Origin of the sequence: Blastococcus haudaquaticus (assembly GCF_900230285.1) — a bacterium.
GTDB classification, from domain to species: domain Bacteria; phylum Actinomycetota; class Actinomycetes; order Mycobacteriales; family Geodermatophilaceae; genus Blastococcus_B; species Blastococcus_B haudaquaticus.
On the sequence record NZ_OCNK01000006.1, the window covers coordinates 36,778 to 62,378 of the forward strand.

The following is a 25,601-nucleotide window of genomic DNA, read 5'->3' on the forward strand; positions in this document are numbered from 1 at the left end:
GGTCATCCCTCCTCAGTAGGGCAGGAGCAGCCGTGGCCTCGGACGTAGCCGCTGACGCGGCTCCCGCGCGCCCGGGGGACCCCGCCGCCGAGGGGCCGGCACCCGCCGCCGCACCCGCCAGGCCGCCGCTGCCCGACCGCCCCGCGGTCCGCCGTCCGGATGACGTCGGGTCCGAGCCGGGGGACGCCGACACCCCGCGCCGCCGGGTCCGCGACCGGCTGGCCCGCCGCATCGTGGCCAGCCCCCGCACGCCGGTCATCCGGCCCGTCCTCGAGCCGCTGGCGTCGCTGCACCGGCAGAGCCACCCCAAGGCCGATCTCGCGCTGCTGCAGCGTGCCTACGACGTGGCCGAGGCCGCGCACGCCGCCCAGAAGCGCAAGAGCGGCGACCCCTACATCACCCACCCGCTGGCCGTGGCGACGATCCTCGCCGGCCTGGGCATGGACACCACGACGCTGGTGGCCGCCCTGCTGCACGACACGGTGGAGGACACCGGCGTCACGCTGGAGTCGATCACCGCCGACTTCGGATCGGAGGTCACCCACCTCGTCGACGGCGTCACCAAGATCGACAAGGTGAAGCTGGGGGACGCCGCCCAGGCCGAGACCATCCGCAAGATGATCGTGGCCATGGCCCGCGACCCACGGGTCCTGGTGATCAAGCTGGCCGACCGGCTGCACAACATGCGCACGCTGCGCTTCCTCCCGCCCGAGAAGCAGGAGAAGAAGGCCCGCGAGACCCTGGAGATCCTCGCGCCGCTGGCCCACCGCCTCGGCATGAACACGATCAAGTGGGAGCTCGAGGACCTCGCGTTCGCCACGCTGTACCCGAAGCGGTACGACGAGATCGTCCGGCTGGTGGCCGAGCGGGCTCCGTCGCGCGACACCTACCTGGCCGAGGTGACCTCGCAGGTCAGCGAGCAGCTCAAGGCCGCGAAGATCGAGGCCGTCGTCACCGGCCGGCCCAAGCACTACTACTCGATCTACCAGAAGATGATCGTCCGCGGCCGGGACTTCACCGACATCTGGGACCTGGTGGGCATCCGGATCCTGGTCGACTCGGTGCGCGACTGCTACGCGGCCCTCGGCATCATGCACGCGCACTGGCAGCCACTGCCCGGCCGCTTCAAGGACTTCGTCGCGATGCCGAAGTTCAACATGTACCAGTCGCTGCACACGACGGTGATCGGTCCGCACGGCAAGCCGGTCGAGCTGCAGATCCGCACGCACGACATGCACCGGACGGCGGACTTCGGCATCGCCGCGCACTGGAAGTACAAGGAGCGCGCCCGGGCCGGCGGCAAGCCGAGCGCCGGTGAGTTCGGGGCGCCCCCCAAGGTCGGCTCGCCCGACGACATGCTGTGGCTGCGACAGCTGCTGGACTGGCAGCGCGAGGCCCAGGAGCCCGGCGAGTTCCTGGAGACCCTGCGCTACGACCTGGGTCCGCAGGAGGTCTTCGTCTTCACGCCCAAGGGCGACGTGATCAGCCTCCCCGGCGACTCGACCCCCGTCGACTTCGCCTTCGCCGTGCACACCGAGGTCGGATACCGCACGATCGGCGCCCGGGTGAATGGCTCCCTGGTCTCGCTGGACAGCAAGTTGTCCAACGGCGACGTCGTCGAGGTGTTCACGTCGCGCTCGCCGACGGCAGGACCGTCGCAGGACTGGCTGCAGTTCGTCGGGTCCTCGCGGGCGCGCACCAAGATCCGGCAGTGGTTCACCAAGGAGCGCCGCGAGGACGCCGTCGAGGCCGGCAAGGAGGCCCTCACCCGCGCCATGCGCAAGGCGGGGCTCCCGCTGCAGCGGCTGCTCGGCGGCGAGGCCCTCAGCACGCTGGCCAAGGACCTCCGCTACGCCGACGTCACCGCGCTGTACGCCGCCGTGGGGGAGAACCAGATCTCCGCGGCGTCGGTCGTCGAGAAGCTGATCACCGCCCTGGGCGGCACCGAGGGCGCCGTCGAGGACATCGCCGAGACCGCCATCCCCACCCGCCGGTCGGCGCCTCGGCGCAGCGCCGGTGGCGACCCGGGCGTGGTCGTCCACGGCATGTCCGACGTCTGGGCCAAGCTCGCCAAGTGCTGCACCCCGGTGCCCGGCGACGACATCCTCGGCTTCGTCACCCGCGGTGGCGGGGTCAGCGTGCACCGCACGGACTGCACGAACGCCGCAGACCTGCAGCGCAAGCCGGAGCGGCTGGTCGAGGTCGAGTGGGCCTCGCAGCCCGGATCGGTGTTCCTCGTCGCGATCCAGGTCGAGGCGCTGGACCGGCACCGGCTGCTCTCCGACGTCACCAAGGCGCTGGCCGACGAGCGGGTCAACATCCTCTCGGCGTCGGTGCAGACCAGCCGCGACCGCGTGGCCGTCAGCCGGTTCACCTTCGAGCTCGCCGACCCCGCGCACCTGGGTGCGGTCCTGCAGACCGTCCGCAACGTCGACGGCGTCTTCGACGTGGAGCGCGTCACCGCCTGACGACAGCCTCGGGAGCATCGCAGCGAGCGCCAGCGAGCGAGGAGCGGACCGAGGCGCGGAGTCAGGCCAACGTCACCGCCTGAGCAAGGACACCGCTGCACCCACGCCTCGCGCGCTCGGCGCGGGCCCCTGCAGCGGCGCCGCTCCAGCCTGTCGCGTGAGGCGGCGACGCGACCGTCACACGTTGCTGTCGCGGTCCTCGGGCTTCTTGGAGGTCTCGATCTCCGTCTCGGTGAGCGGGACGCCGGTCGCCTCCTCCATGCCGCCGCGCTCGACGCCGGCGCCCTTCTCCTCGCCCTGCCCGCTGCCTTCGGCCGACTGCTCGCTCATGTGCTGCTCCGCCCCATCACGGGCGGCGCCCGGTGCACCGCCCCTCCCGGGGAGTGCGCCGGACGCCGGCACGGCAAACCGCGGGCAGCCGGTTCTCAGGCGACGACGGACAGCGACTCGATGCTGACCGGGATGGCCGGCGCCCCGTCGCCCTCGGCGCCGACGTCCTTGATCCCCCCGGCGGCGACGGTCTCCAGGACGCCGAGCCCGGCCTCGTCGATCGTGCCGACGACCGTGTACTCCGGCGGCAGCTGGGTGTCGACGAAGCAGAGGAAGAACTGGCTGCCCGTCGTGCCCGGCGCGCTCGTCTTCGCCATCGCGATGGTGCCGCGCGGGTAGGTGGTCTCGGGCGTGACCTCCTCGGCGTACTTGTAGCTGGGGCCGCCGGAACCGGTGCCGGTCGGGTCACCGCACTGCAGCACGCCGAAGGACGGCTGGTTCACCAGCCGGTGGCAGGTGCTGCCGTCGAAGAACGACTGCTGGGCCAGGAAGGTGAAGCTCGCCGCCGCGCAGGGTGCCTTGGCACGGTCGAGGGTCAGCGTGAGGTCGCCCTGGTCGGTGCTCATCAGCAGCGTGCTGGTGCCCTGCGCCGGCGTCGCCTCGGGGGTGGGCGGCGTGCCGACGTCGGTCAGGTTCGGGTTGCCGGAGGCGTCGGGCGCGTAGGTGCAGCTGACGGTGCCGTCGGCGTTCGTGGTGGGCGCGGCTGCGCTGGTGGGGGCCGCGGTGTCGGAGACGGTCGGGTCGTCGGAGGCCGTCGCGTCGTCGTCGCCCTTGAAGACGCCGGTGATGAGCAGGGCGGCCCCGACCACCACGAGGACGGCGATGGCGCTGGCCAGGATGCCGAGGTTGCGGCGGCGCTTCTTGGCCAGTTCGGCACGGCGCTCCAGCTGGCGCTGCAGGTGACGCTGCGCGGCCTGGCGCCGCTGCTTGTTCGTGGGCACGGTGCAGTACTCCTCGGGCGGGTGCTGGTGCTGGGCGGACGCGGTACCCGCGGACACTTCGGCCGCTGCTCGGCCGCGAGTCTAGGGGGCGGTCCTGGGCGTCCCCTGGCAGCGCCCGGGCAGCGAACATGCCCCGCGTAACCTGCACGGGTGCTCATCCGCTCCTTCCCCGCCGGCGCGTTCGGCACCAACTGCTACGCCGTGGCCCCGGGTGCCGGGCAGGAGTGCGTCGTCGTCGATCCCGGCATGGACGCCGTCGAGCCCCTGGCCCGCATGCTCGCCGAGGACGGCCTGAAGCCCGTCGCCGTCGTCCTCACCCACGGCCACCTGGACCACACCTTCTCGGTGCTGCCGGTGTGCGACGGCTACGACATCCCCGCCTACCTGCACCCCGCCGACAACGGGATGCTGTCGGACCCTGCCCGGTGGCACGGCCCGCAGCTGGCCCCGCTGATCACCGGCGTCCGGCTGCCCGATCCGTCGGAGGTCCGCGCCCTCGACGACGGCGCCGTGCTGTCGCTGGCCGGCGTCGAGCTGACGGTCCGCCACGCGCCGGGGCACACGCAGGGCTCGGTCATGTTCTCCGTCGACCTCGGGGAGTCACCGGGTCTGCTCTCCGGTGACGTCCTGTTCGCCGGCTCCGTGGGCCGGGTCGACCTCCCGGGTGGGTCGTGGGACTCGATGCTGACCTCGCTGCGCGACGTCGTCCTGCCGCTGGACGACGAGACGGTGGTGCTGCCGGGTCACGGCCCGGCGACGACGATCGGGCGGGAACGGGCCACGAACCCCTATCTGGCCGAGGCCGCCAGCGCGCCGTCGGGGCGTGGACTGTGAGCGGGCTGACGGCGCCGAAGGGCACGTTCGACACCCTGCCGCCCGAATCGGCCCGGTTCCTGGCCGTGCGGGAGACGCTCACGGCGCCGCTGCGGCGGGCGGGCTACGGCTACGTCGAGACGCCGGTCTTCGAGGAGACCGCCGTCTTCTCCCGCGGGGTGGGCGAGTCGACCGACGTGGTGACGAAGGAGATGTACACCTTCGACGACCGCGGCGGCCGCTCGCTGACGCTCCGTCCGGAGCTCACGGCCGGCCTGATGCGTGCCTTCATCGAGCACCGGCTCTACGACGGTGCGCTGCCGGTGAAGCTCTGGACGGCCGGCTCGGCGTTCCGCTACGAGCGGCCGCAGGCCGGGCGCTACCGGCACTTCACCCAGGTCGACATGGAGGCACTCGGCGTCGACGACCCGGCGCTCGACGCCGAGGTGGTCGCGCTCGGGGTGCAGGGCTTCCGCGACCTGGGGCTCACCGACTACGAGCTGCTGCTCACCTCGCTCGGCGACGAGACGTGCCGCCCGCAGTACCGCGAGCTGCTGGTGGAGTTCCTCGCGAAGCTGGACCTCGACGAGGAGACCCGACGGCGCGCCGAGATCAACCCCCTGCGGGTGCTCGACGACAAGCGACCCGAGGTTCAGGCGCAGCTCGGCGAGGCCCCGCTGATGGTCGACCACCTCTCGGACTCCACCCGGGCGCACTACGACGCCGTCCGGCAGCACCTCACCGACCTCGGGGTGACCTGGACCGAGGCCCCGAGGCTGGTGCGCGGCCTGGACTACTACACGAAGACGACCTTCGAGTTCGTGCACGGCGGTCTCGGCGCCCAGTCGGCGATCGGAGGAGGCGGCCGGTACGACGGCCTGTCCGCCGCGCTCGGCGGGCCCGACGTGTCGGGCATCGGGTACGCGGTCGGCGTCGACCGGACGCTGCTCGCGGTGCAGGCGGAGGGGCTCGACATCGGCGTCACCGCCGGCGTGCAGGCGTTCGTCGTCCCGCTGGGCGCGGAGGCCAAGCAGCTGGCCGTGCGGCTCGTCGGGCAGCTGCGGCAGGCGGGGATCTCCGCGGACACCGTTTACGGCGACCGCGGGCTCAAGGGCTCGATGAAGGCAGCCGACCGTTCCGGCGCCACCCACGTCGTCGTCGTCGGTGACCGGGACCTCGCCGAGGGCGTGGGTCAGCTCAAGGACATGCGCACCGGGGAGCAGCGCCCGGTCCCCGTGGGAGAGCTGTTCGAGACGCTGCGTGCGAGTGTGGAGGGGTGAGCATGGAGCAGCGACCCCTCGGGAAGACAGGGGCCGACGTCAGCGTCGTCGGCCTGGGCACCTGGCAGCTGGGCGGTGACTGGGGCGACGTCGACGACGACTCGGCCGCCGAGGTCCTCGACGCCGCGCTCGACGCGGGCGTCACGCTCCTCGACACCGCCGACGTCTACGGCGACGGGCGCTCGGAGGAGCGGATCCGCAAGGCGCTGGTCACCCGCTCCGACCGCCCGTTCGTCGCCACCAAGGCCGGCCGGCGCGCTGACCCGTTCGAGGCCGGGCAGTACACGCCGGAGAACCTGCGGGCGTGGATCGACCGGTCCCGCCGCAACCTCGGCGTCGACACCCTCGACCTCGTCCAGCTGCACTGCCCGCCCCCGGCGGTCTACTCCGACCAGCGCGTCTACGACACCCTCGACGCCCTGGTGCAGGAGCAGGCGATCGCGGCCTACGGCGTCTCGGTGGAGACCGTCGAGGAGGGGCTCACCGCCCTGCAGCACCCGGGGGTGGCCACCATCCAGGTCATCCTCAACATCTTCCGGCGCAAGCCGCTGGAGGAGCTGCTGCCGGCGGCCCGCCGTGCCGACGTCGGCATCCTGGCCCGGGTTCCCCTGGCCAGCGGGCTGCTGACCGGCAAGTACGACGAGTCGACGACCTTCCCGGCCGACGACCACCGGAACTTCAACCGCAACGGTGAGGCGTTCGACGTGGGCGAGACCTTCGCCGGCGTGCCGTTCGAGATCGGTGTCGCCGCGGCCCGCGAGGTCGCCGAGATCGCCGGCGACTCGGTCCCGACCGCCGCCTTCGCCCTCCGCTGGGTCATCGACCAGCCGGGCGTCACCACCGTCATCCCCGGTGCCCGCAACGTCACCCAGGTGCGTGGCAACGTGGCGGCGGCCTCGCTGGCGCCCCTGTCCGACTCCCAGCTGTCCGACCTCGAGCGGGTGTACGACGAGCGCATCCGCGCCCACGTGCACGACCGCTGGTAGACCGCCCTCCCCGAAAGGCTCTCCCTGTGCTTCGCACCCACGACGCCGGAACGCTGCGCGCGTCCGACGCCGGCACCACCGTCACCCTCGCCGGCTGGGTGGCCCGACGCCGTGACCACGGTGGCGTGGTCTTCCTCGACCTGCGCGACGCGTCGGGCTACGTGCAGGTCGTCGTCCGCGAGGAGGAGGCCCACCACCTCCGCAACGAGTACTGCGTGCTCGTGACCGGGGAGGTGCGGCGGCGTCCCGAGGGGAACGAGAACGCGGAGCTCCCGACCGGGGAGATCGAGGTGGCGACGACGACGCTGCAGGTCCTGTCGGCCGCGGCTCCGCTGCCGTTCCCGATCGAGAGCGACCAGGCCGCCTCCGACGACGTCCGGTACAAGTACCGCTACCTCGACCTGCGCCGGCAGGGCCCGGCGCGGGCGATGCGTGTCCGCTCCGAGATCAGCCGGGTCGCGCGCGAGGTGATGCACCGCCACGGCTTCGCCGAGGTGGAGACGCCGAACCTCACCCGCTCCACCCCGGAGGGTGCGCGCGACTTCGTCGTCCCGGTCCGGCTGCAGCCGGGCAAGTGGTACGCCCTGCCGCAGTCGCCGCAGCTGTTCAAGCAGCTGCTGATGATCGGCGGGCTCGAGCGCTACTACCAGATCGCCCGCTGCTTCCGGGACGAGGACTTCCGCGCCGACCGGCAGCCGGAGTTCACCCAGCTGGACTTCGAGATGAGCTTCGTCGACCGCGACGACGTGCTCGCGGTCGCCGAGGACGTGGTCCGCGCGCTGTGGCGCGAGCTGGCCGGCTACGACGTCCCGGAGATCCCGCGGATGACCTACCGCGAGGCGATGGACCGCTTCGGATCGGACAAGCCCGACCTCAGGTTCGGCATCGAGCTGACCGAGCTGACGTCGTACTTCGCCGACACCCCGTTCCGGGTCTTCCAGGCGCCCTACGTCGGGGCCGTCGTCATGCCCGGCGGCGGTTCCCAGCCGCGGCGCGCGTTCGACGCGTGGCAGGACTGGGCGAAGTCGCGGGGCTCCCGCGGCCTGGCCTACGTGACCATCGCCGAGGACGGCACGCTGGGCGGCCCGGTCGCCAAGAATCTCTCCGAGGAGGAGCGGGCCGGGCTTGTCGCGGCCGTCGGCGCGCAGCCGGGGGACTGCGTGTTCTTCGCCGCGGGCGCCCGTCGCACGTCGCAGGAGCTGCTCGGTGCCGCGCGCAACGAGATCGCCAAGCGGCTGGAGCTGATCGAGCCCGGCTCGTGGTCGTTCCTCTTCGTCGTCGACTTCCCGATGTTCGAGGAGACCGAGGACGGCTCCTGGACCTTCATGCACCACCCCTTCACCTCGCCCACGCCGGAGTGGCGCGAGACGTTCGCCGAGGACAAGGGCGCGGCGCTGTCCGACGCCTACGACATGGTGATCAACGGCAACGAGGTGATGAGCGGCTCGGTCCGTATCCACGACGCCGACCTGCAGGAGCGGGTGTTCGAGACCCTCGGCATGTCGCGCGAGGAGGCCCGCGAGCGCTTCGGCTTCTTCCTCGAGGCCTTCGCCTACGGCCCGCCGCCGCACGCCGGTGCCGCGCTCGGCTGGGACCGGCTGTCGGCGCTGCTCACCGGGGTTGACTCGATCCGCGAGGTCATCGCCTTCCCGAAGACCGGTGCCGGGTTCGACCCGCTGACCGGTGCGCCGACGCCCGTCACCGACGCCCAGCGCAAGGAAGCGGGCATCGACGCGAAGCCGGAGGACCCGGCCCTGCCCGGGCAGCCCGGGGCGCCTGGTCCCTCGAACCCGGCGAACGCGCAGGCCGACTCGTAGGGTGCGGGCATGCCGTTGCGTGCCCGCACCCTCCTCGGACCCGGACCCTCCAACCCCTACGCGGAGGCGACGGTCGCCCTCGGGCAACCGCTGCTCGGGCACCTGGACCCGGTCTTCCTCGGCATCCTGGACGAGACGTCCGACCGGCTGCGGCAGGTCTTCGGGACGGCGAACCGGCGCACGCTGCCGCTGTCGGCCACCGGATCGGCGGGCATGGAGGCGGCGTTCGTCAACACCGTCGGCCCCGGGGACGTCGTCGTCGTCGCCGTCAACGGGCTCTTCGGGCAGCGCATGGTCGAGGTGGCCTCGCGATGCGGGGCCGAGGTGATCGCCGTCGAGCACGAGTGGGGGCAACCGGTCGACGCGGAACGCGTGCTCGCCGCGCATCCGTCGCCGAAGCTCATCGCCGCGGTCCACGCGGAGACCTCGACCGGCGTGCGGTCCGACCTCGAGCCGCTCGCCGCGGGCAAGGGCGACGCCCTGCTGCTGGCGGACTGCGTGACCTCGCTGGGCGGCATCCCGGTCCGGCTCGACGACTGGGGGGTGGACCTCGCCTACTCCGGATCCCAGAAGTGTCTCGGCGTGGCCCCTGGCCTGGCGCCGTTCACGATCAGCGACCGGGCGTGGGAACGGCGGATCGAGCGGCCGCAGAGCTGGTACCTCGACCTCGGGCTGCTCGGCGGCTATGCGGGCGAGGCCGCGGGCTCCGGCCGCACGTACCACCACACGGCGCCGACCGGCATGGTCGTGTCGCTGCACGCCGGGCTCGGCCGGATCCTCGAGGAAGGGCTCGACGCCGTGCACGCGCGGCACGAGGAGGCCGGGCGGCTGCTCCACGAGGGCCTGTCGGAGCTGGGGCTGGAGCTGTTCGCCGCCGAGGGGCACCGCCTGCCCGAGCTGACCACGGTGCGGGTGCCGGACGGCGTGGACGCGGCCGCCGTCCGCAAGGAGCTCCTGGAGCGCTTCGACCTCGAGATCGGCGGGGGAGTGGGCGCCTACGCGGCCACCGTATGGCGCATCGGGCTCATGGGGCCCAACGCGGCACCGGACAAGGTCGCCCTCGTCCTCGCCGCCCTGAAGCAGACCCTGGCCCGCTGACCGCGCTGGGGCCGAGTGAGCACTTGTGGTCGCTCGCGCCGGCGCGTCCGCGCGTGTCGGCGGCAACAACTGCACAGTCGGCGGTCACCAGTGCGCGCCGCGGCTCCGGAGGGCGGCTGCTGCCCGGTCCACCACGGTGTCCAGGCGCCCGAGATGGCGTCCGGCGAATCGCAGGACCAGCCAGCCCCCGGCGCCCATGAGCGAGTAGCGATCGACGTCCCGCCCGAACTGACGGGCTTCGGCGTGCTGTCGCCCCTCGTACTCGAGCGCCACCTTCCACCGTTCCCACCCGAGGTCGGCGTGCGCCACCTCGTTGCCCCAGCGGTCCTGGATCGGGATCTGCACCTCCGGTTCGGGCAGACCGCCGGCGACCAGGGCGTGGCGCACGAGGCTCTCCGGCCGGGATGCTGCGAGAGGGCTGAGCAGCGGCGCCAGCTCCCGCGCCACGACGATGCCGCGGACGCCGCCGGCTCGTCGAAGTCGCGCCGAGAGACCCATCCCGTCGAGGTGCCCCGCGCGGAGCAATGCATCGCCCACAGCCACGAGCTCGCCGGCGGGCAACAGGGCGGCCAGGTCCAGCCACGTCTGGGCGCCGCTGGTGACCGGAAGGTCGCCGTGCCGGACGACGTCGTCATCGGTGAGCCGCCGGACGTGCGTGCGCAGCCGCACCCGCCGGGGCCGGTAAACGTCCGGCGGGACGCTCAGGTGCAGCGGCCAGCGGTGCTCGACCGGGGCTCGGAGCAGTGCCGCGGCCGTGAGGTGCGAGAACGCCGATCCAGGTGGCAGCACCGGCAGGGTGGCGAGGCATGCGGCACGGACGTCCAGTGGCACGGCGCGTGACACGTAGAGCCCCCGGCTGATGCGCCGGCCGTCGTCCCTCAGCTGTGCTCGGGTGAGCCCGGCAGCCAGTGCCTGGTCGCGGGTGCAGGTCGGTGCGAGCTCGTGGTCGGCCACGGATCGACGGTGGGGCGCCGCGGACGATGCCAGCCGGTGAGTCGGCCATCGGTGGAGGGCGCCCCGCCTTGTGGACGGGCGAGTGAGCCGTTGCGGTCGCCTGCGGCGGCGTGTCCGCGCGTGTCGGCGACCGCAACTGCTCAGTCGGCGGGGGGTGCGGAAGGAGAGGGGTCAGGCGGCGTCCAGGCGGGTGAGCTGGTCGTCGGTCAGCGTCACATGGGTGGCGGCCGCGGAGTCCTGGATGGACCCCGGCCGGGACGCCCCCGGGATGGCGACGACGACGTCGGACTGCGCCAGGTGCCAGGCCAGCGTGGCCTGATGGACCGACACCCCGAGCTCGTCGGCCACCTCGGCGAACACCGGCGCCGCGGAGTCCAGCGAACCCGCCGCGGAGACCCCGCCGAACGGGCTCCACGGCAGCCAGGCCAGCCCGTGCTCGGCGCAGTGCGCCAGTTCGACGGCCGAGGACCGGTAACCGGGCGAGAACTGGTTCTGCACGCTCACCAGCGCCTCGCCCAGGACGGCGCGGGCGGTGTCGATCTGCGGGATCGAGGCGTTGCTGATCCCGACCATGCGGACCAGCCCGTCGTCGAAGAGCTCGCGCAGCGCACCCATCGACACCTCCCAGGGCGTCGCGGGGTCGGGCCGGTGGAACTGGTACAGCCCGATGGCCTCCACCCCGAGCCGCTTCAGCGACCCCTCGCACGCCCGGCGGAGGTAGGACGGCGACCCGTCCAGATCCCAGTCGGTGCCGCGCCGGGTGTGCCCGCCCTTGGTGGCCACGAGGACGTCGGAGGCGGACGCCGACGCCAGCGCCTCGGCCACGAGGACCTCGTTGTGCCCGAACTCGCTCTCGTCCCTCGAGTAGGCGTCCGCCGTGTCGATCAGGGTCACCCCGGCGTCGAGGGCGGCGTGGACGACGGCGACCGCCTCCTCCCGCGAGGGGCGGGGGTCCTTGGTGGACAGGGGCATGGCGCCCAGGCCCACCGCCCCCACGCTGACCCGGCCGACGATGTCGTTCCCGATGCTCCGCTGCTGCACGGAGGTGTCGTGCCCCGCGGGTAGCGTCGGGAACCGTGACGAGCCTCTTCGACGACCCCGTGGAGACGGCGGCCGCGGCGGCCGTCGACGCGGGCGCGCCTCTGGCGGTCCGCATGCGCCCGCGCGCGCTCGACGAGGTGGTCGGGCAGCAGCACCTGCTGGGCGACCGGGCCCCGCTGCGCCGGCTGGTCGAGTCCGACGAGCCGATGTCGCTGGTGCTCTACGGCCCGCCGGGCACCGGCAAGACCACGCTCGCGCATGTCATCTCGCTGGCCACCAAGCGCCAGTTCGTCCAGCTGTCCGCGCTCGACTCCGGCGTCAAGGAGGTCCGGGCGGTCATCACCGCCGCCAAGCGCGAGCTCACCTACGCCGGCCGCCGGACCGTCCTCTTCATCGACGAGGTCCACCGGTTCTCCAAGACCCAGCAGGACTCGCTGCTCAGCGCGGTCGAGGACCGGATCGTCAGCCTGATCGCCGCCACCACCGAGAACCCGTTCTTCTCCGTGGTCAGCCCGCTGCTCTCCCGGTCCCTGGTCCTCGCGCTGCAGCCGCTCAGCGACGACGACGTCCGCGCCGTCCTCCGCCGGGCCCTCACCAGCGACCGCGGGCTCGACGGCGCGGTCACGCTCACCGAGGAGGCGGAGACCCACCTGCTGCGGGTCGCCGGCGGCGACGCGCGCAAGGCGCTGACGGCCCTGGAGTCCGGCGCCGGTGCCGCGAAGGCCGCGGGCACCGACGTGCTGGACCTCGCCACGCTGGAGACGGCGGTCGCGCAGGCCGCGGTCCGCTACGACCGGCAGGGCGACCAGCACTACGACGTCGCCAGCGCCCTGATCAAGAGCATCCGGGGCAGCGACGTCGACGCCGCGATGCACTACCTGGCCCGGATGGTCGAGGCGGGGGAGGACCCGCGCTTCATCGCCCGCCGGCTGGTCATCAGCGCCAGCGAGGACATCGGCATGGCCGACCCGACCGCCCTGCTCACCGCCGTCGCCGCCGCCGACGCGGTCGCCTTCATCGGCATGCCCGAGGGTCACTTCGCCCTGGCGCAGGCCGTCGTCCACCTGGCCACGGCGCCGAAGTCGAACGCGGTCACCGTGGCGATGGGGGAGTCGGTCGCCGACGTGCGGGCCGGCCTCGCCGGTCCCGTGCCCGCGGGTCTGCGCGACGCCCACTACGGCGGCGCGAAGAAGCTCGGGCACGGCTCGACCTACGTCTATCCGCACGCCCATCCCGACGGCGTCGTCCCGCAGCAGTACCCGCCGGACGCGCTGGTCGGGAAGGACTACTACCGGCCGACCGGTCGCGGTGCCGAGGCGCGCCTGGGGGAGCGGCTGGCGAAACTGCGCGCGATCCTGCGGCGCACTCGCTGACGGGCTGCCGATACAGCTCCGGGCGGGACGGCGGTCGCGGCTACTGTGACCACGCCAGGCCGCACCTCTCACGGGCGAGCCGGCCGACGAATCACCGAGAACGGGAGTGCGCGTGTCCGTAGGAGAGATCGCCGGGCTGATCGCAGCCGGCGCCCTGGTGCTGCTGGTGGTGCTGGTCGCCGTCCCGCTGCTCAAGCTCGGGCGCACGCTCGACGAGACCACGCTGACGATCCGCCAGGTGCGCGAGCAGAGCGCACCGATCCTCAGCCAGGCCAGCACGACGGTGACCCACGTCAACAGCAACCTCGAGCGCGTGGACGACATCACCGGCAACGCCGCCAACGTCTCCAGCAACGTGGCCGCGCTGACCAGCGTGGTGGCCGCCACCCTGGGCAGCCCGCTGATCAAGGTGGCCGCGTTCAGCTACGGCGTGCGCAGCGCGACCCGCAAGAAGCGTGAGGGCCAGGCGCTTGCCGACGCCGCCGCCCGCGACAAGGAAGCGCGCCGCGCCCGCCGCGCCGCCCGGCGGGCCGCCTGATGCGCCGGCTGTTCTGGCTCGCCATGGGCATCACCATCGGCGCCCTCGTCGTCCGCAAGCTGAGCCGCGCCGCCGAGAAGATGACCCCGGCCGGCATCGGCGGCTCCATCGCCGAGGGCCTGCGCGACCTGGCCGAGGCGATCGGCGACTTCGGTGCCGACATCCGGGACGCGATGGCCGAGCGCGAGCAGGAGCTCCGCGCCGGCACGGGTCTCGACGCGCCGCTGCCCAGTGGCGACCAGGTGCAGCTCCCCGGCCGTCACGGCGCCCACAGCGCGGACAGCTGACGCCCGTCGCGGGCGCCCGACACCCGGCACCCGATCCGCTGAACCGAGTAGGACCCTGATGCAGACCGCCGAGATCCGCCGCCGCTTCCTCGAGCACTTCGCCCAGCGCGACCACACCGTCGTCCCCAGCGCCTCGCTGATCTCGCCGGACCCCTCGCTGCTGTTCACCGTGGCCGGCATGGTGCCGTTCATCCCGTACCTGACCGGCCGGGAGCCCGCGCCGTTCCCGCGAGCCACCAGCGTGCAGAAGTGCGTCCGCACCCTCGACATCGAGGAGGTGGGCAAGACCACCCGGCACGGCACGTTCTTCCAGATGAACGGCAACTTCTCCTTCGGTGACTACTTCAAGGAGGGGGCGATCCAGTACGCCTGGGAGCTGATCACCGGGAAGATCGAGGACGGCGGGCTGGGCTTCGACCCCGACACCATCTGGGCCACGGTCTACCTGGACGACGACGAGGGCGCCGACGCGTGGCACCGCATCGCCGGACTGCCCAAGGAGCGGATCCAGCGCCTGGGCAAGAAGGACAACTACTGGCACACCGGCGCCCCCGGCCCCGGCGGCCCCTGCTCGGAGATCTACGTCGACCGCGGCGCGCAGTTCGGCCCCGACGGCGGCCCGGCCGTGGACCTGGCGGGCGACCGGTTCCTGGAGATCTGGAACCTCGTCTTCATGCAGTACGAGCTCGACGAGGTCCGCAGCAAGGAGGAGTTCCGGGTCCTCGGCGAGCTGCCGAAGAAGAACATCGACACCGGCATGGGCCTCGAGCGCGTGGCCTACCTGCTGCAGGGCGTCGAGAACATGTACGAGATCGACGAGGTCTCGCCGGTGCTGCGCCGCGCGGCGGAGCTGGCCGGGGTCACCTACGGCCGCGACCACGAGTCCGACGTCCGGCTGCGCGTGGTCGCCGACCACGTGCGCAGCGGGCTGATGCTCATCGGCGACGGCGTCACGCCGGGCAACGAGGGCGGCGGCTACATCCTCCGCCGGCTGCTCCGCCGCGCCGTCCGCTCGATGAAGCTGCTCGGCATCGACGAGGCGACGCTGCCGGAGCTCCTGCCCGTCTCCCGTGACGCGATGAGCGCGAGCTATCCGGAGCTGGCCACCGACTTCGACCGGATCTCCGCCGTCGCCTACGCCGAGGAGGAGGCGTTCCGCCGCACCCTCTCCGCCGGGACGACGCTGTTCGACACCGCCGTCACGCAGGCCAAGGCGGCCGGGACGCCGGCGCTCTCGGGCGACCAGGCGTTCTCGCTGCACGACACCTACGGCTTCCCGATCGACGTCACCCTCGAGATGGCCGCCGAGCAGGGCGTGACCGTCGACGAGGAGGGCTTCCGCGCACTTATGAAGGAGCAGCGCGAGCGGGCCCGGGCCGATGCCCGTGCCAAGCGCACCGGCTCCGTCGACGTGCTGGCCTACCGGCGGCTGCTCGCCGAGCACGGTCCGACGGACTGGCAGGCGTACGACACCCTGCGGACCGACTCCCGGGTCCTCGCCGTCGTCGCCGAGGAGGAGGGCGCGCCGGTCGCAGGGCCGGGGGAGATCGTCCGCGTCGTCCTGGACCGGACGCCGTTCTACGCCGAGTCCGGCGGCCAGGTCGCCGACGCCGGCGTCCTCACCTGGGACGGCGGCCGCGCCGAGGTCATCGACGTCCAGCGGCCGGTCAAGGGCCTGGTGGCCCACCAGGTCCGGGTGCTCGAGGGCGAGCTGCGCGACGGCGTCGAGCTGACCGCCGAGGTCGACTACGAGTGGCGGCTGTCCGCCTGCCAGGCGCACTCCGGGACCCACGTGGTCCACGCCGCCCTGCGGCAGGTGCTCGGCCCGCAGGCCCTCCAGTCGGGCTCCTACAACCGCCCGGGCTACCTGCGGCTGGACTTCGCCTGGCAGGGCGCGCTCTCACCCGCTCAGCGCACCGACATCGAGGACGTCGCCAATGCGGCGGTCCGCGCCGACCACCGCGTCACGGCGTCCTACATGACGCTGCCCGAGGCGCAGGCCTTCGGCGCGATCGCGCTGTTCGGCGAGACCTACGGCGAGCAGGTCCGCGTCGTGGAGATCGGCGGCCCCTGGTCGCGTGAGCTGTGCGGTGGCACCCACGTGCGGGGGAGCGCGCAGATCGGCACGCTCGCCCTGACCGGTGAGTCGTCGGTCGGCTCGGGAGCCCGGCGCGTGGAGGCCGTCGTGGGTCTCGAGGGCTTCCGCTACCTCGCCCGCGAGCGCGACCTCGTCCGCCAGCTGGCCGAGCTGCTGAAGTCCCCGCAGGACGGGCTGGTGGAGCGGGTCAGCGGTATGGTCGCCCGGCTGCGGGACGCCGACAAGGAGCTCGCCGACCTGCGGTCGCAGCAGTCGGTGGCCGCCGCCGGTCAGCTGGCGGCCGCCGCCACCGACGTGGGTGGCGTCTCGCTGGTCACCGGATCGCCGGCCGGTCTCGGCGGCGGCGATCTGCGCACGCTGGCGCTGGACATCCGCGGCAGGTTGCCGGGCGACAGGCCGTCGGTCGTCCTGCTCGCGTCGGAATCCGGTGGCAAGGTGGCACTGGTGGCCGCGCTCAACCCGGCGGCCCTCGAGCGAGGGCTGTCGGCCAACGACGTGCTGCGGGCCGCTGCGGCGCCCGTGGGTGGCCGCGGCGGAGGCAAGGCGGACGTCGCCCAGGGCGGCGGCACCGATCCCGCGGGTATCCCCGCGGCACTGCAGGCCGGCGAGCAGGCGGTCGTGACCGCCACGGGAAGGTGACCGACGTGTCGGACAGCGAGTACAACCCCGAGGACACCGGACCGGTCGGCGGACGGCGGCGCGAGCTGCCGGCCGTGCCGCCGGCGCGGCCCCGTACGACGTCGTCGCAGCCGCAGCACCACCCGACGACCGAGCTGGATCTCAGCCGCGGCTTTCCGCCGGTCACCAACGAGACCAGCGAGATCGACCTCAGCGGTGGCTGGCCCGAGCACCTCAAGGTGCCGCCGCGGCGCTCCTCGGCGCAGCCGTCGGCCGGGCGGGTGATGGGCGTCGACGTCGGTACGGTGCGCGTCGGCCTGGCCCTCTCCGACCCCACCGGGACGCTCGCCAGCCCGCTCGACACGCTCCGCCGGGCGAAGAGCAAGGCCGATCTGGACCGCCTCGCCGCGCTCGTCGTGGAACACGAGGTGACGGAGGTGGTGGTGGGGGAGCCGGTGCACCTGTCGGGTGCGTCGGGCGCTTCCGCGCAGGATGCTGCCGATTACGCTCAGGAACTAGCCGACCGCATTCCGGATGTGCCGGTGATCCTGATCGACGAAAGGCTCTCCACCGTGACCGCAGCCAGTCATCTGCGCGACAGCGGCATCGACAGCCGCAAGCAGCGCCCGGTGATCGACCAGGCAGCCGCCGTGGTGATCCTGCAACAGTTCCTCGACAGCCGGCGGCCCCGAACGTGAGCGACGTCGGCGGGCGGCACTCCACTCCGGAGGGCTCGTTCCCGCCCCCGGGCGATCTCGGCTTCGGTGTGCCGCGGTACGAGCCGTCCCGGTACCAGGTCCAGCCCTACGTGACGGGCGGCCTGCCGCCGGTCGGCCGCGAGACCGGGAGCCCCGCTCGCCGGAACCACGGCCTGCTGGACCGCCGGACCGACCACGGGGCCGACCACACCGGCCCGCTGGTCGAGCCGGAGTGGTGGTCCTACGGTTCCAGCGACCACCCCGGCCATCCCCTGAGCGCCCGGCACAGCAGCGACGAGCCGGACGCCGGCGGATGGGGTCCGGGTGCGGACGACCTGCCCTCCGCTCATCCCTCCGCTCCGCTCCCGCCCCGGCCCCCGGGCGTGTGGGACCGGTTGCAGCCCCGGCAGGACGCGCCGGGTGACGAGGCCCAGACCGTCGCCCAGCCCCTGATGCCCGGCGCCCCCCTCGACAGGCGCGGCCGGCACGGGCAGGCTCCTGACCCCATGGGCGGGCACCGTTCCTCCGACGAGGACGCCACCGACGCGCACGTCCTCGACCCCGACGGGCCCGGCTGGGACGACCAGACCGGTGGCCTGGAGGTCATCGGCGCCCACGTGGAGGAGGAGGCGCCCCGTCGCGGGCGCCGCGGACGCCGCGACGGCTCGGCGCGGGGCCACCGGCACGACGGGTCCGACCGGCACGCGGGCACCCTGCTCCACGACGAGGCGTTCGGCGAGGACATCCCGCTGAAGCCCTACGACAAGCGGACCGGCCGAGCCCGTCGGCGTCGCAGCCCGTTCGCCGTGATCGCGTCCCTGCTCGTGCTCGCCGGCCTGGTCGTCGGCATCGTGCTGGGCGGCCAGAAGCTGATCGAGCTCATCGATCCCACGGCGCAGGACTACACCGGGCAGGGCACCGGAGAGGTGCCGATCCGGGTCCAGGACGGCGACACGCTCAGCGACATCGGCCGCTCCCTGGTCGACGCCGACGTGATCGCCTCCGTGAGCCCGTTCGTCGAGGCCGCCGAGGCCAACGCCGCGTCCGTGGGCATCCAGCCGGGCGTCTACAACATGCGGTCGCAGATGAGCGGTCAGGCGGCGCTGGACCTGCTGCTGGACCCCGTCTCCCGGCTGATGACGCGGGTGACGCTGCCGGAGGGACTGACGGTCGAGCGGACGCTCGTCCGGATCGCCGAGGAGACCGGGCGCCCCGTCGAGGAGTTCCAGGCCGCCGCGGCCGACCCGGCCGCGCTCGGACTGCCCGCCTACGCCAACGGCCAGCTCGAGGGCTTCCTGTTCCCGGCGACCTACGACGTCGAGCCCGACACCGCGCCGGCCGACCTGCTGCGGCAGATGGTCGCGCGGGGGACCGAGGTCCTCACCTCGCTGGGCATCCCCGAGGCCGACCGCCTCGCGGTGGTCACCAAGGCGAGCATGGTCCAGGCGGAGGCGGGATCGGTCGAGGACATGGGCAAGGTCGCCCGCGTCCTGGAGAACCGGCTGGCCGACGGAATGGCGCTGCAGCTGGACACCACGGTCAACTACGCCAACGGCAAGGGCGGTCTGACCACCACGGTCGACGACCGGGCCAACCCGTCGCCGTACAACACCTACCTGTACCCGGGCCTGCCGCCGGGCGCCATCAACAATCCCGGCGAGGACGCGATGCGTGCGGTGCTCAACCCGACCCCGGGTGACTGGCGCTTCTTCGTCGTCGTCGACCCGGACACCGGCGACACCCGCTTCGCGGCCACCAAGGACGAGCACGACGCGAACGTGGAGATCTTCCGGCAGTGGCTGCGCGCGAATCCCGAGGGATGAGGGCGGCGGTCCTCGGACGGCCGGTGGGCCACTCGCTGTCCCCGGTCCTCCACCGGGCGGCGTACGAGGCCCTGGGCCTCACCGACTGGACCTACGACGCGCTGGACGTCGGCGCCGAGGACCTGCCCGTGCTGCTCGCCGGTCTCGGTGAGGAGTGGCGGGGTTTCTCGGTGACCATGCCCTGCAAGCAGGCGGCCGTGGACGTCGCCGACGTGGTGGAGCCGCTGCCCCGGTTGCTGCACGCCGCGAACACCCTGGTGCGCACCGAGGCGGGCTGGCGGGCGGAGAACACCGACGTCGCCGGGATCGGCATGGCGCTGCAGCTGGCCGGGGTGGAGCAGGTCGGATCGGCGGCGATCATCGGTGCCGGCGGGACGGCGGTCGCCGCCGCGGTCGCCGTCGCCTCCCTGGGCGCGGAGCACGTCGACGTCGTCGTCCGGGACCCGTTGCGCACCGGCGACGTGACCCGGGTCCTCCGGACCCTCGGGGTGCCGTCGACGGTGGTGCCGCTCGATGGCGGCGTCCTCGACGCACCGCTGATCGTCAGCACCGTGCCCGTCGGTGCCCAGGCGGGGATCCTCGACCTGCCGTGGCGGGCCGAGCACACGCTCCTCGACGTCCTCTACGACCCGTGGCCGACCGCGCTCTCCGACCGGGTCACCGCGCTGGGCGGCACCGTCGCCGGCGGGTTGGACGTGCTGTTCTGGCAGGCCACGGCGCAGGTGGAGCTCATGACGGGGCAGCCTGCGCCGATCGGGGCCATGCGCACCGCGCTCGACGCGGCCGTCGTCGGCCGCTGACCGCGGCCGTGGAGGTCTCCCGGCTGCTGCTGCTCGGCGTCGCGCTCCTGGCGGCGCTGCTCGCCGGGCCCTGGCTCGCCCGGGTCGCGGTGCGGCTGGCGGCCCGGGACGACGCCGCCGTCCCGTCCGCCGTCCGCACCGGCGTCATGACGGCGGTGCTCGCCGTGCTGCTGGCCGGGAGCGTCCTGCTGACCGGTGACCGGCCGGCGACGGTGGCCCTCGCCTGGGCGGCCGGGGCCGCGGTCGTCCTGGGCGCGGTGGACCTGCTCAGCCACCGGTTGCCCGACGCGGTCACCTACCCCGCCGTCGCCGTCTGCGCCGCGGCGTTCGTCGTCGACGCCGCCGTGCTGGGCACGTGGACCCCCGTCCTGCGTGCGCTGGCCGCCGCGGGCGCGGCGTTCGGCGTCGGGGTCGTCGCGGCGCTGCTGTCCCCGGACGGGTTCGGGTTCGGGGACGTCAAGCTCCTGGGACTGCTCGGCCTGGTGCTCGGCTGGTTCGGCTGGGGTGTCCTCCTGACCGGCGTGTTCCTCGGCCTGCTGACCGGTGCCCTCGTGTCGCTGGTCCTGCTGGCCACCCGGCGGGCGGGCTGGCGGACCGCCATCCCGTTCGGCCCGCCGCTGCTGGCCGGTGCCGTGCTGGTGCTCGCCCTGGGGTCGGTCTCCCTCACCTGATCGAGGGCGGGCACCCGCCGACTGGCAGAATCGCGGCCATGTTGCGCTGGCTGACCGCAGGTGAATCGCACGGTCAGCAGCTCACCGCGATCCTGGAGGGCCTGCCCGCCGGCGTGCAGGTGCAGACCACCGACCTGGACCTGCAGCTCGCCCGCCGCCGGCTGGGCCACGGCCGTGGCGCCCGGATGTCCTTCGAGCAGGACGAGGTCACCCTCACCGGTGGGGTCCGCCACGGCCGGACGCAGGGCGGCCCGATCGCCGTCCAGGTCGGCAACACGGAGTGGCCCAAGTGGTCGACGGTCATGGCCGCCGACCCGGTCGACCCGGAGGTGCTGGCCGGTCAGGCCCGCAACGCGCCCCTGACCCGGCCGCGACCGGGGCACGCCGACCTGGCCGGCATGCAGAAGTACGGGTTCGACGACGCCCGGCCGGTGCTCGAGCGGGCCAGCGCGCGGGAGACCGCGGCCCGGGTGGCGCTCGGCGCGATCGCCCAGGCGTTCCTGCGTCAGGTCCTCGACGTCGACGTGGTCAGCCACGTGGTGGCCATCGGCCCGGTGGTCGTGCCCGACGGCGTGCTGCCCGGCCCGCACGACAACGCGCGCATCGACGAGGACCCGGTCCGCTGCGCCGACCCGGCGACCAGCGCGCGCATGGTCGCCGAGATCGACGACGTCCGGAAGAACGGCGACACCCTCGGCGGCGTGGTCGAGGTGGTCGTCCACGGACTGCCGCCGGGCCTGGGCAGCCACGTGCACTGGGACCGCCGGCTCGACTCGCGGCTGGCCGGCGCGCTCATGGGCGTGCAGTCGGTCAAGGCGGTCGAGGTCGGCGACGGGCTGGAGACCGCCCGGCGCCGCGGCTCGGTGGCCCACGACGAGATCGAGCTGGCGGACTCGGTCGAGGGGAAGGCGAGCGTGCAGCGGCTCACCGACCGCGCCGGCGGCATCGAGGGCGGCATGACCAACGGCGAGGCACTGCGCGTGCGCGCCGCCATGAAGCCCATCTCGACCGTCCCGCGCGCCCTGGCCACGGTCGACACGACCACGCTGGAGCCGGCCGTGGCCATCAACCAGCGCAGCGACGCCTGCGCCGTCCCCCGGGGCAGCGTGGTGATGGAGGCGATGGTGGCCCTGGTGCTGGCCGACGCCGTCCTGGAGAAGTTCGGCGGCGACTCGGTCGCCGAGACCCGCCGCAACGTGCAGACCTACCTCGACGCCCTGCCGATCCGATGAGCCGCCCGCTGCTCGTGCTGGTCGGGCCACCCGCGTCCGGGAAGACGACCGTCGGCACGGCGCTGGCCGACGCGCTCGGCACCGGCTTCCGGGACACCGACCACGACATCGAGTCCGCGACCGGTTCCCCCGTCGCGGACCTGTTCGTCAGCCAGGGCGAGCCGTACTTCCGGGCGCTGGAGGAGGAGGCGGTCGCCGCCGGGCTGGCGCAGCACGACGGCGTGCTCGCCCTCGGTGGGGGAGCGGTCACCAGCGCGGCCACGCGCGAGCTCCTCGTCTCGTACGGGCGGGACGGCGGGACCGTGGTGTGGCTGGACGTCGACCTGCCGTCGGCGGCCAAGCGCGTGGGGCTCTCCCGGGACCGGCCCATCCTCGGGGTGAACCCACGGGCGATGCTGCGGCACATGCTCGAGACGCGCGCCCCGCTCTACGGCGAGGTGGCGACGCTGACCGTGCAGACCGGAGGCCGCGTGCCCGAGGACGTCGTCGCCGAGATCGTCGCCGGGCTGTCCCCCGCCGGGACCGGTCGATGAGGCGGGTCACGGTCCCGGGGGAGAAGCCCTACGACGTCGTCATCGGGGCCGGTGCCCAGAGCGAACTGGGCCTCGTCCTGGCCGGGACGGCGAAGGCCGCGGTCGTGCACACCCCGCCGCTGGCGGCCCTCGCCGGCGCCGCGGTGGAGACGCTGCAGACCGCGGGCGTGGCGGCGGAGGCCGTCGTCGTGCCCGACGGCGAGGCGGCGAAGACGGCCGAGGTGGCCGCCGGGCTCTGGGAGCAGTTCGGCCGTCTGGGCATGACCCGCTCCGACGCGGTCGTCGGCCTCGGCGGGGGAGCGGTCACCGACCTGGCCGGCTTCGCGGCGGCCACCTGGACGCGGGGCGTACGCGTGGTGCAGGTCCCCACGAGCCTCCTCGGCATGGTCGACGCCGCCGTCGGCGGCAAGACGGGGATCAACACCCGCGCGGGCAAGAACCTGGTCGGCGCGTTCCACCCGCCGACGGCCGTGCTCGCCGACACCGACGTCCTCGCCGGCCTCCCGGACGCGGAGTTCCGGTCGGGGCTGGCCGAGGTGGTCAAATGCGGCTTCATCGCCGACGGCGCCATCCTCGACCTGCTCGACCGGGACCCGGCCGGCCGTCGCGACACGGCGGAGCTGATCGAACGCGCGGTGCGGGTCAAGGCCGAGGCGGTGGGGGAGGACCTCTACGACACCGGCCGGCGGGAGTTCCTCAACTACGGCCACACGCTGGGTCATGCGATCGAGCGGGTGGAGGACTTCGGCTGGCGGCACGGCGAGGCGGTCGCCGTCGGCCTCGTCTTCGCCGCGGAGCTCGCCGGCCAGGCGGGCCTGCTGAGCCGGGCGGAGGTCGACCGGCACCGCGCGCTCGTCGACGCGATGGGCCTGCCCACCCGGTACGCCGGTGACTGGGCCACGATCCAATCGGTGATGCGGGTGGACAAGAAGGCCCGCGGCGCGTCCCTGCGGTTCGTCGTGCTCGACGGGATGGGCAGCCCCGCGATCCTGACCGACCCCGACCAGGCGTGGCTCGACGCCGCCTGGGATGCCGTCGCAGCGTGATCCACCCGCCCCGCCACCAGCCCAGACAAGGAATCCCCGCATGACGATCCAGGTCCTCAACGGCCCGAACCTCGGGCGGCTCGGTCTCCGCGAGCCGGCCAAGTACGGGACGACCACCTACGCCGAGCTGGTCGAGCTCGTCGAGTCCACCGGCCGCGAGATGGGCGTGGAGGTGAGGGTCCGCCAGACCGACGACGAGGGCGAGATGCTGCGCTGGATCCATGCGGCGTCCGACGCCGGCGACCCGGTGCTGATCAACCCCGCCGGCTGGTCGCACACCTCGGTGGCGCTGCGCGACGCCCTCGCCGCGTTGAACGCCCCGCTGGTGGAGGTGCACATCACCAACATCCACGCCCGCGAGGAGTTCCGGCACCACTCCTACGTCTCCGGGGTGGCCGACGGTGTCATCGCCGGGCTCGGGGTGAGCGGCTACATCCTGGCGCTCGGCTGGCTGGCGCAGCAGGGCGTCCAGTGAGTCGGACGATGGATGCAGTGAGCCGTGCGGCTGACCGTCGGGACGCGCTGCGGCGGGTCGCCGGCGAGCGTGGGCTCGACGCAGTCCTGATCACCAACCTGCTCAACGTCCGCTACCTCACCGGCTTCACCGGCTCCAACGGCGTGCTGCTCGTGCGCGCCGACGGGGCCGACCTGTTCGGCACCGACGGCCGGTACACCACGCAGGCGGGAGCACAGGTGCCCGACGTCGAGGTCCTGGTCGACCGCGCCACCGTCTCGGGGATCGCCCGCGAGGCGGTGCGCCGGGGTGCGGGGCGGCTGGGATACGAGTCCCACGACCTGACCGTCGACGGCCTCGCCCAGTTGGAGAAGCTGCTGGCCGACGCCTCCGACGGCGGCACGGTGCCCGAGCTGGCCTCGGTCCGCCGCGCCGTCGAGGCCCAGCGGGCGATCAAGGACGACGAGGAGATCGAGTCGCTGCGCCGGGCCTGCGCGGTGGCCGACCAGGCCCTGGCCGAACTGGCCGCCGAGGGCGCGCTGCGGCCGGGGCGTACCGAGCTCGAGGTCGGCCGCGAGCTCGACGCCCGGATGCTGTTCCTGGGTGCCGAGGCGCCGTCGTTCGAGACCATCGTGGCCGCGGGCGCCAACTCGGCCATCCCGCACCACCGTCCCGACGCCACCGTGCTGCGCGACGGGGACTTCCTCAAGCTCGACTTCGGCGCCACCGTGGACGGGTACCACTCGGACATGACGCGGACCGTCGTCCTGGGGCACGCGGCCGACTGGCAGCGGGAGATCTTCGAGCTCGTGGCGGCATCCCAGGCGGCCGGGAGGGCGGCCCTGGCGGTCGGTGCCGACGTGGTCGCGGTCGACGCAGCGTCCCGTGACGTGATCGTCGAGGCCGGCCACGGCGAGCACTTCTCCCACGGGCTGGGACACGGTGTGGGGCTGGAGATCCACGAGGCGCCGGGCATCGGGCCGCTCGGCGCGGGTACTCTGGCCGCCGGCATGGCCGTCACCGTGGAGCCGGGCGTCTACCTGCCCGGCCACGGCGGTGTCCGGATCGAGGACACCCTGGTCGTCACGGACGACGAGCCCGAGTTGTTGACCCTCACGAGCAAGGAACTGCTGGTCCTCTGATGGCTACCACCAACGATCTCAAGAACGGCATCGTCCTGAAGCTGGACGGGCAGCTGTGGACCGTCACCGACTTCCAGCACGTGAAGCCGGGCAAGGGTGGGGCCTTCGTGCGCACCACGCTGAAGAACGTCCTGTCGGGCAAGGTCGTCGACAAGACGTTCAACGCCGGCCTCAAGGTCGAGACGGCCAACGTGGACAAGCGTTCGATGACCTACCTGTACAAGGACGGCAACGACTTCGTCTTCATGGACGGCGACACGTTCGACCAGATCCACGTGCCGGCCGAGACCGTCGGCGAGGGTGCGGACTACCTCCTGGAGAACACCGAGGCCACCGTCGCCGTGAACGAGGGCATCCCGCTCTACGTCGAGCTCCCGGTGACCATGGAGCTCGTCGTCGAGCACACCGACCCGGGCCTGCAGGGCGACCGCTCCACCGGCGGCACGAAGCCCGCGACGCTGGAGACCGGCGCGCAGATCCAGGTCCCGCTCTTCATCACCACCGGCGAGAAGCTGAAGGTCGACACCCGCGACGGCCGGTACCTCGGCCGCGTCAACTGA

Annotated in this window: 24 protein-coding genes; 20 read left to right on the forward strand and 4 right to left on the reverse strand. The window is 73.3% G+C overall.

The genetic code is table 11. The features are described 5' to 3' along the window. Positions 1–32: 32 nt before the first annotated feature. Positions 33–2,468 carry a RelA/SpoT family protein gene (locus CRP30_RS19730; protein ID WP_097185735.1) on the forward strand — a complete coding sequence of 812 codons (2,436 nt, stop codon included), beginning with the start codon at positions 33–35 and terminating at the stop codon, positions 2,466–2,468. 177 nt (positions 2,469–2,645) lie between these two features. Here CRP30_RS19730 and CRP30_RS22590 read toward each other — a convergent pair whose 3' ends face one another. Both CRP30_RS22590 and CRP30_RS19735 read right to left on the reverse strand, forming a co-directional pair. Next, on the reverse strand, positions 2,646–2,798 hold the full coding sequence (locus tag CRP30_RS22590) for a hypothetical protein (protein WP_159961817.1): 153 nt from the start codon (positions 2,796–2,798) through the stop codon (positions 2,646–2,648). A gap of 95 nt (positions 2,799–2,893) precedes the next feature. Next, positions 2,894–3,796: a peptidylprolyl isomerase gene (locus CRP30_RS19735; RefSeq protein WP_235003569.1), complete on the reverse strand. Its 903-nt coding sequence runs from the start codon at positions 3,794–3,796 to the stop codon at positions 2,894–2,896. A gap of 93 nt (positions 3,797–3,889) precedes the next feature. On the opposite strand from CRP30_RS19735, the gene CRP30_RS19740 reads away from it, so the two are divergent. The 5 genes from CRP30_RS19740 to CRP30_RS19760 are packed head-to-tail and all read left to right on the forward strand — an operon-like array spanning position 3,890 to position 9,733. Continuing rightward, on the forward strand, positions 3,890–4,573 hold the full coding sequence (locus CRP30_RS19740) for an MBL fold metallo-hydrolase (RefSeq protein ID WP_097185736.1): 684 nt from the start codon (positions 3,890–3,892) through the stop codon (positions 4,571–4,573). Next, positions 4,570–5,832, forward strand: coding sequence for a histidine--tRNA ligase (gene hisS, locus CRP30_RS19745; protein ID WP_097185737.1), 1,263 nt, complete (start codon positions 4,570–4,572; stop codon positions 5,830–5,832). Before CRP30_RS19740 ends, hisS begins: the two co-directional genes overlap by 4 nt. Positions 5,833–5,834: 2 nt before the next feature. Further along, positions 5,835–6,818 (forward strand): aldo/keto reductase, encoded by a 984-nt coding sequence (locus tag CRP30_RS19750; RefSeq protein ID WP_097185738.1) that lies wholly within the window; start codon positions 5,835–5,837, stop codon positions 6,816–6,818. Between the two features lie 26 nt (positions 6,819–6,844). Next, positions 6,845–8,635 carry an aspartate--tRNA ligase gene (gene aspS, locus CRP30_RS19755; RefSeq protein ID WP_097185739.1) on the forward strand — a complete coding sequence of 597 codons (1,791 nt, stop codon included), beginning with the start codon at positions 6,845–6,847 and terminating at the stop codon, positions 8,633–8,635. Between the two features lie 9 nt (positions 8,636–8,644). After that, entirely contained in the window at positions 8,645–9,733 is a 1,089-nt protein-coding gene (locus CRP30_RS19760; protein ID WP_097185740.1) for a pyridoxal-phosphate-dependent aminotransferase family protein, read from the forward strand. A gap of 84 nt (positions 9,734–9,817) precedes the next feature. Here the strand turns inward: CRP30_RS19760 and CRP30_RS19765 are convergent, their stop codons facing one another. Both CRP30_RS19765 and CRP30_RS19770 read right to left on the reverse strand, forming a co-directional pair. Then, positions 9,818–10,687, reverse strand: a complete 870-nt coding sequence (locus CRP30_RS19765; protein WP_097185741.1) for a hypothetical protein — start codon at positions 10,685–10,687, stop codon at positions 9,818–9,820. Between the two features lie 171 nt (positions 10,688–10,858). Continuing rightward, positions 10,859–11,728, reverse strand: coding sequence for an aldo/keto reductase (locus tag CRP30_RS19770; RefSeq protein ID WP_097185742.1), 870 nt, complete (start codon positions 11,726–11,728; stop codon positions 10,859–10,861). A 35-nt stretch (positions 11,729–11,763) separates the two neighbouring features. Here CRP30_RS19770 and CRP30_RS19775 point away from each other — a divergent pair, with 35 nt between their 5' ends. The 14 genes from CRP30_RS19775 to efp all read left to right on the forward strand — a co-directional run bounded on the left by CRP30_RS19775 (position 11,764) and on the right by efp (position 25,601). Further along, entirely contained in the window at positions 11,764–13,101 is a 1,338-nt protein-coding gene (locus CRP30_RS19775; RefSeq protein WP_097185743.1) for a replication-associated recombination protein A, read from the forward strand. Between the two features lie 112 nt (positions 13,102–13,213). Then, positions 13,214–13,639: a DUF948 domain-containing protein gene (locus tag CRP30_RS19780; protein WP_097185744.1), complete on the forward strand. Its 426-nt coding sequence runs from the start codon at positions 13,214–13,216 to the stop codon at positions 13,637–13,639. Next, entirely contained in the window at positions 13,639–13,926 is a 288-nt protein-coding gene (locus tag CRP30_RS19785) for a hypothetical protein (RefSeq protein WP_097185745.1), read from the forward strand. The genes CRP30_RS19780 and CRP30_RS19785 overlap by 1 nt, the downstream gene beginning before the upstream one ends. A gap of 58 nt (positions 13,927–13,984) precedes the next feature. Further along, positions 13,985–16,663, forward strand: coding sequence for an alanine--tRNA ligase (gene alaS, locus CRP30_RS19790; RefSeq protein ID WP_097185746.1), 2,679 nt, complete (start codon positions 13,985–13,987; stop codon positions 16,661–16,663). A 5-nt stretch (positions 16,664–16,668) separates the two neighbouring features. Beyond that, positions 16,669–17,340, forward strand: coding sequence for a Holliday junction resolvase RuvX (gene ruvX / locus CRP30_RS19795; RefSeq protein WP_097185858.1), 672 nt, complete (start codon positions 16,669–16,671; stop codon positions 17,338–17,340). Further along, complete coding sequence (gene mltG, locus CRP30_RS19800) at positions 17,337–19,163, forward strand: endolytic transglycosylase MltG (RefSeq protein ID WP_235003570.1); 1,827 nt, start codon at positions 17,337–17,339, stop codon at positions 19,161–19,163. Before ruvX ends, mltG begins: the two co-directional genes overlap by 4 nt. After that, positions 19,160–19,963: a shikimate dehydrogenase gene (locus CRP30_RS19805; protein WP_097185747.1), complete on the forward strand. Its 804-nt coding sequence runs from the start codon at positions 19,160–19,162 to the stop codon at positions 19,961–19,963. The genes mltG and CRP30_RS19805 overlap by 4 nt, the downstream gene beginning before the upstream one ends. A gap of 8 nt (positions 19,964–19,971) precedes the next feature. Continuing rightward, positions 19,972–20,634: a prepilin peptidase gene (locus tag CRP30_RS19810; RefSeq protein ID WP_097185748.1), complete on the forward strand. Its 663-nt coding sequence runs from the start codon at positions 19,972–19,974 to the stop codon at positions 20,632–20,634. 38 nt (positions 20,635–20,672) lie between these two features. After that, on the forward strand, positions 20,673–21,866 hold the full coding sequence (aroC, locus tag CRP30_RS19815; protein WP_097185749.1) for a chorismate synthase: 1,194 nt from the start codon (positions 20,673–20,675) through the stop codon (positions 21,864–21,866). Beyond that, the gene (locus CRP30_RS19820) at positions 21,863–22,399 is read left to right on the forward strand and encodes a shikimate kinase (RefSeq protein ID WP_097185750.1); all 537 of its coding nucleotides are present in this window, start codon (positions 21,863–21,865) and stop codon (positions 22,397–22,399) included. The genes aroC and CRP30_RS19820 overlap by 4 nt, the downstream gene beginning before the upstream one ends. Further along, a complete protein-coding gene (aroB, locus tag CRP30_RS19825; RefSeq protein ID WP_097185751.1) occupies positions 22,396–23,445 on the forward strand; it encodes a 3-dehydroquinate synthase in 1,050 nt (349 codons plus the stop codon). The genes CRP30_RS19820 and aroB overlap by 4 nt, the downstream gene beginning before the upstream one ends. A 40-nt stretch (positions 23,446–23,485) precedes the next feature. After that, complete coding sequence (gene aroQ / locus CRP30_RS19830; RefSeq protein WP_097185752.1) at positions 23,486–23,920, forward strand: type II 3-dehydroquinate dehydratase; 435 nt, start codon at positions 23,486–23,488, stop codon at positions 23,918–23,920. An 8-nt stretch (positions 23,921–23,928) separates the two neighbouring features. Beyond that, positions 23,929–25,041: a M24 family metallopeptidase gene (locus CRP30_RS19835; protein WP_097185753.1), complete on the forward strand. Its 1,113-nt coding sequence runs from the start codon at positions 23,929–23,931 to the stop codon at positions 25,039–25,041. Next, positions 25,041–25,601 carry an elongation factor P gene (efp, locus tag CRP30_RS19840; protein ID WP_097185754.1) on the forward strand — a complete coding sequence of 187 codons (561 nt, stop codon included), beginning with the start codon at positions 25,041–25,043 and terminating at the stop codon, positions 25,599–25,601. Before CRP30_RS19835 ends, efp begins: the two co-directional genes overlap by 1 nt.

What these genes read in the sequence shown, in the direction of transcription:
- CRP30_RS19760 (WP_097185740.1), top strand. Translation starts at nt 8,645, where the DNA reads ATGCCGTTGCGTGCCCGCACCCTCCTCGGACCCGGACCCTCCAACCCC.
- aroQ (WP_097185752.1), top strand. Translation starts at nt 23,486, where the DNA reads ATGACGATCCAGGTCCTCAACGGCCCGAACCTCGGGCGGCTCGGTCTC.
- CRP30_RS22590 (WP_159961817.1), bottom strand. Translation starts at nt 2,798, where the DNA reads ATGAGCGAGCAGTCGGCCGAAGGCAGCGGGCAGGGCGAGGAGAAGGGC.
- aroB (WP_097185751.1), top strand. Translation starts at nt 22,396, where the DNA reads ATGAGGCGGGTCACGGTCCCGGGGGAGAAGCCCTACGACGTCGTCATC.
- CRP30_RS19785 (WP_097185745.1), top strand. Translation starts at nt 13,639, where the DNA reads ATGCGCCGGCTGTTCTGGCTCGCCATGGGCATCACCATCGGCGCCCTC.
- efp (WP_097185754.1), top strand. Translation starts at nt 25,041, where the DNA reads ATGGCTACCACCAACGATCTCAAGAACGGCATCGTCCTGAAGCTGGAC.
- CRP30_RS19750 (WP_097185738.1), top strand. Translation starts at nt 5,835, where the DNA reads ATGGAGCAGCGACCCCTCGGGAAGACAGGGGCCGACGTCAGCGTCGTC.
- CRP30_RS19820 (WP_097185750.1), top strand. Translation starts at nt 21,863, where the DNA reads ATGAGCCGCCCGCTGCTCGTGCTGGTCGGGCCACCCGCGTCCGGGAAG.
- CRP30_RS19835 (WP_097185753.1), top strand. Translation starts at nt 23,929, where the DNA reads ATGGATGCAGTGAGCCGTGCGGCTGACCGTCGGGACGCGCTGCGGCGG.
- CRP30_RS19805 (WP_097185747.1), top strand. Translation starts at nt 19,160, where the DNA reads ATGAGGGCGGCGGTCCTCGGACGGCCGGTGGGCCACTCGCTGTCCCCG.
- aroC (WP_097185749.1), top strand. Translation starts at nt 20,673, where the DNA reads ATGTTGCGCTGGCTGACCGCAGGTGAATCGCACGGTCAGCAGCTCACC.
- alaS (WP_097185746.1), top strand. Translation starts at nt 13,985, where the DNA reads ATGCAGACCGCCGAGATCCGCCGCCGCTTCCTCGAGCACTTCGCCCAG.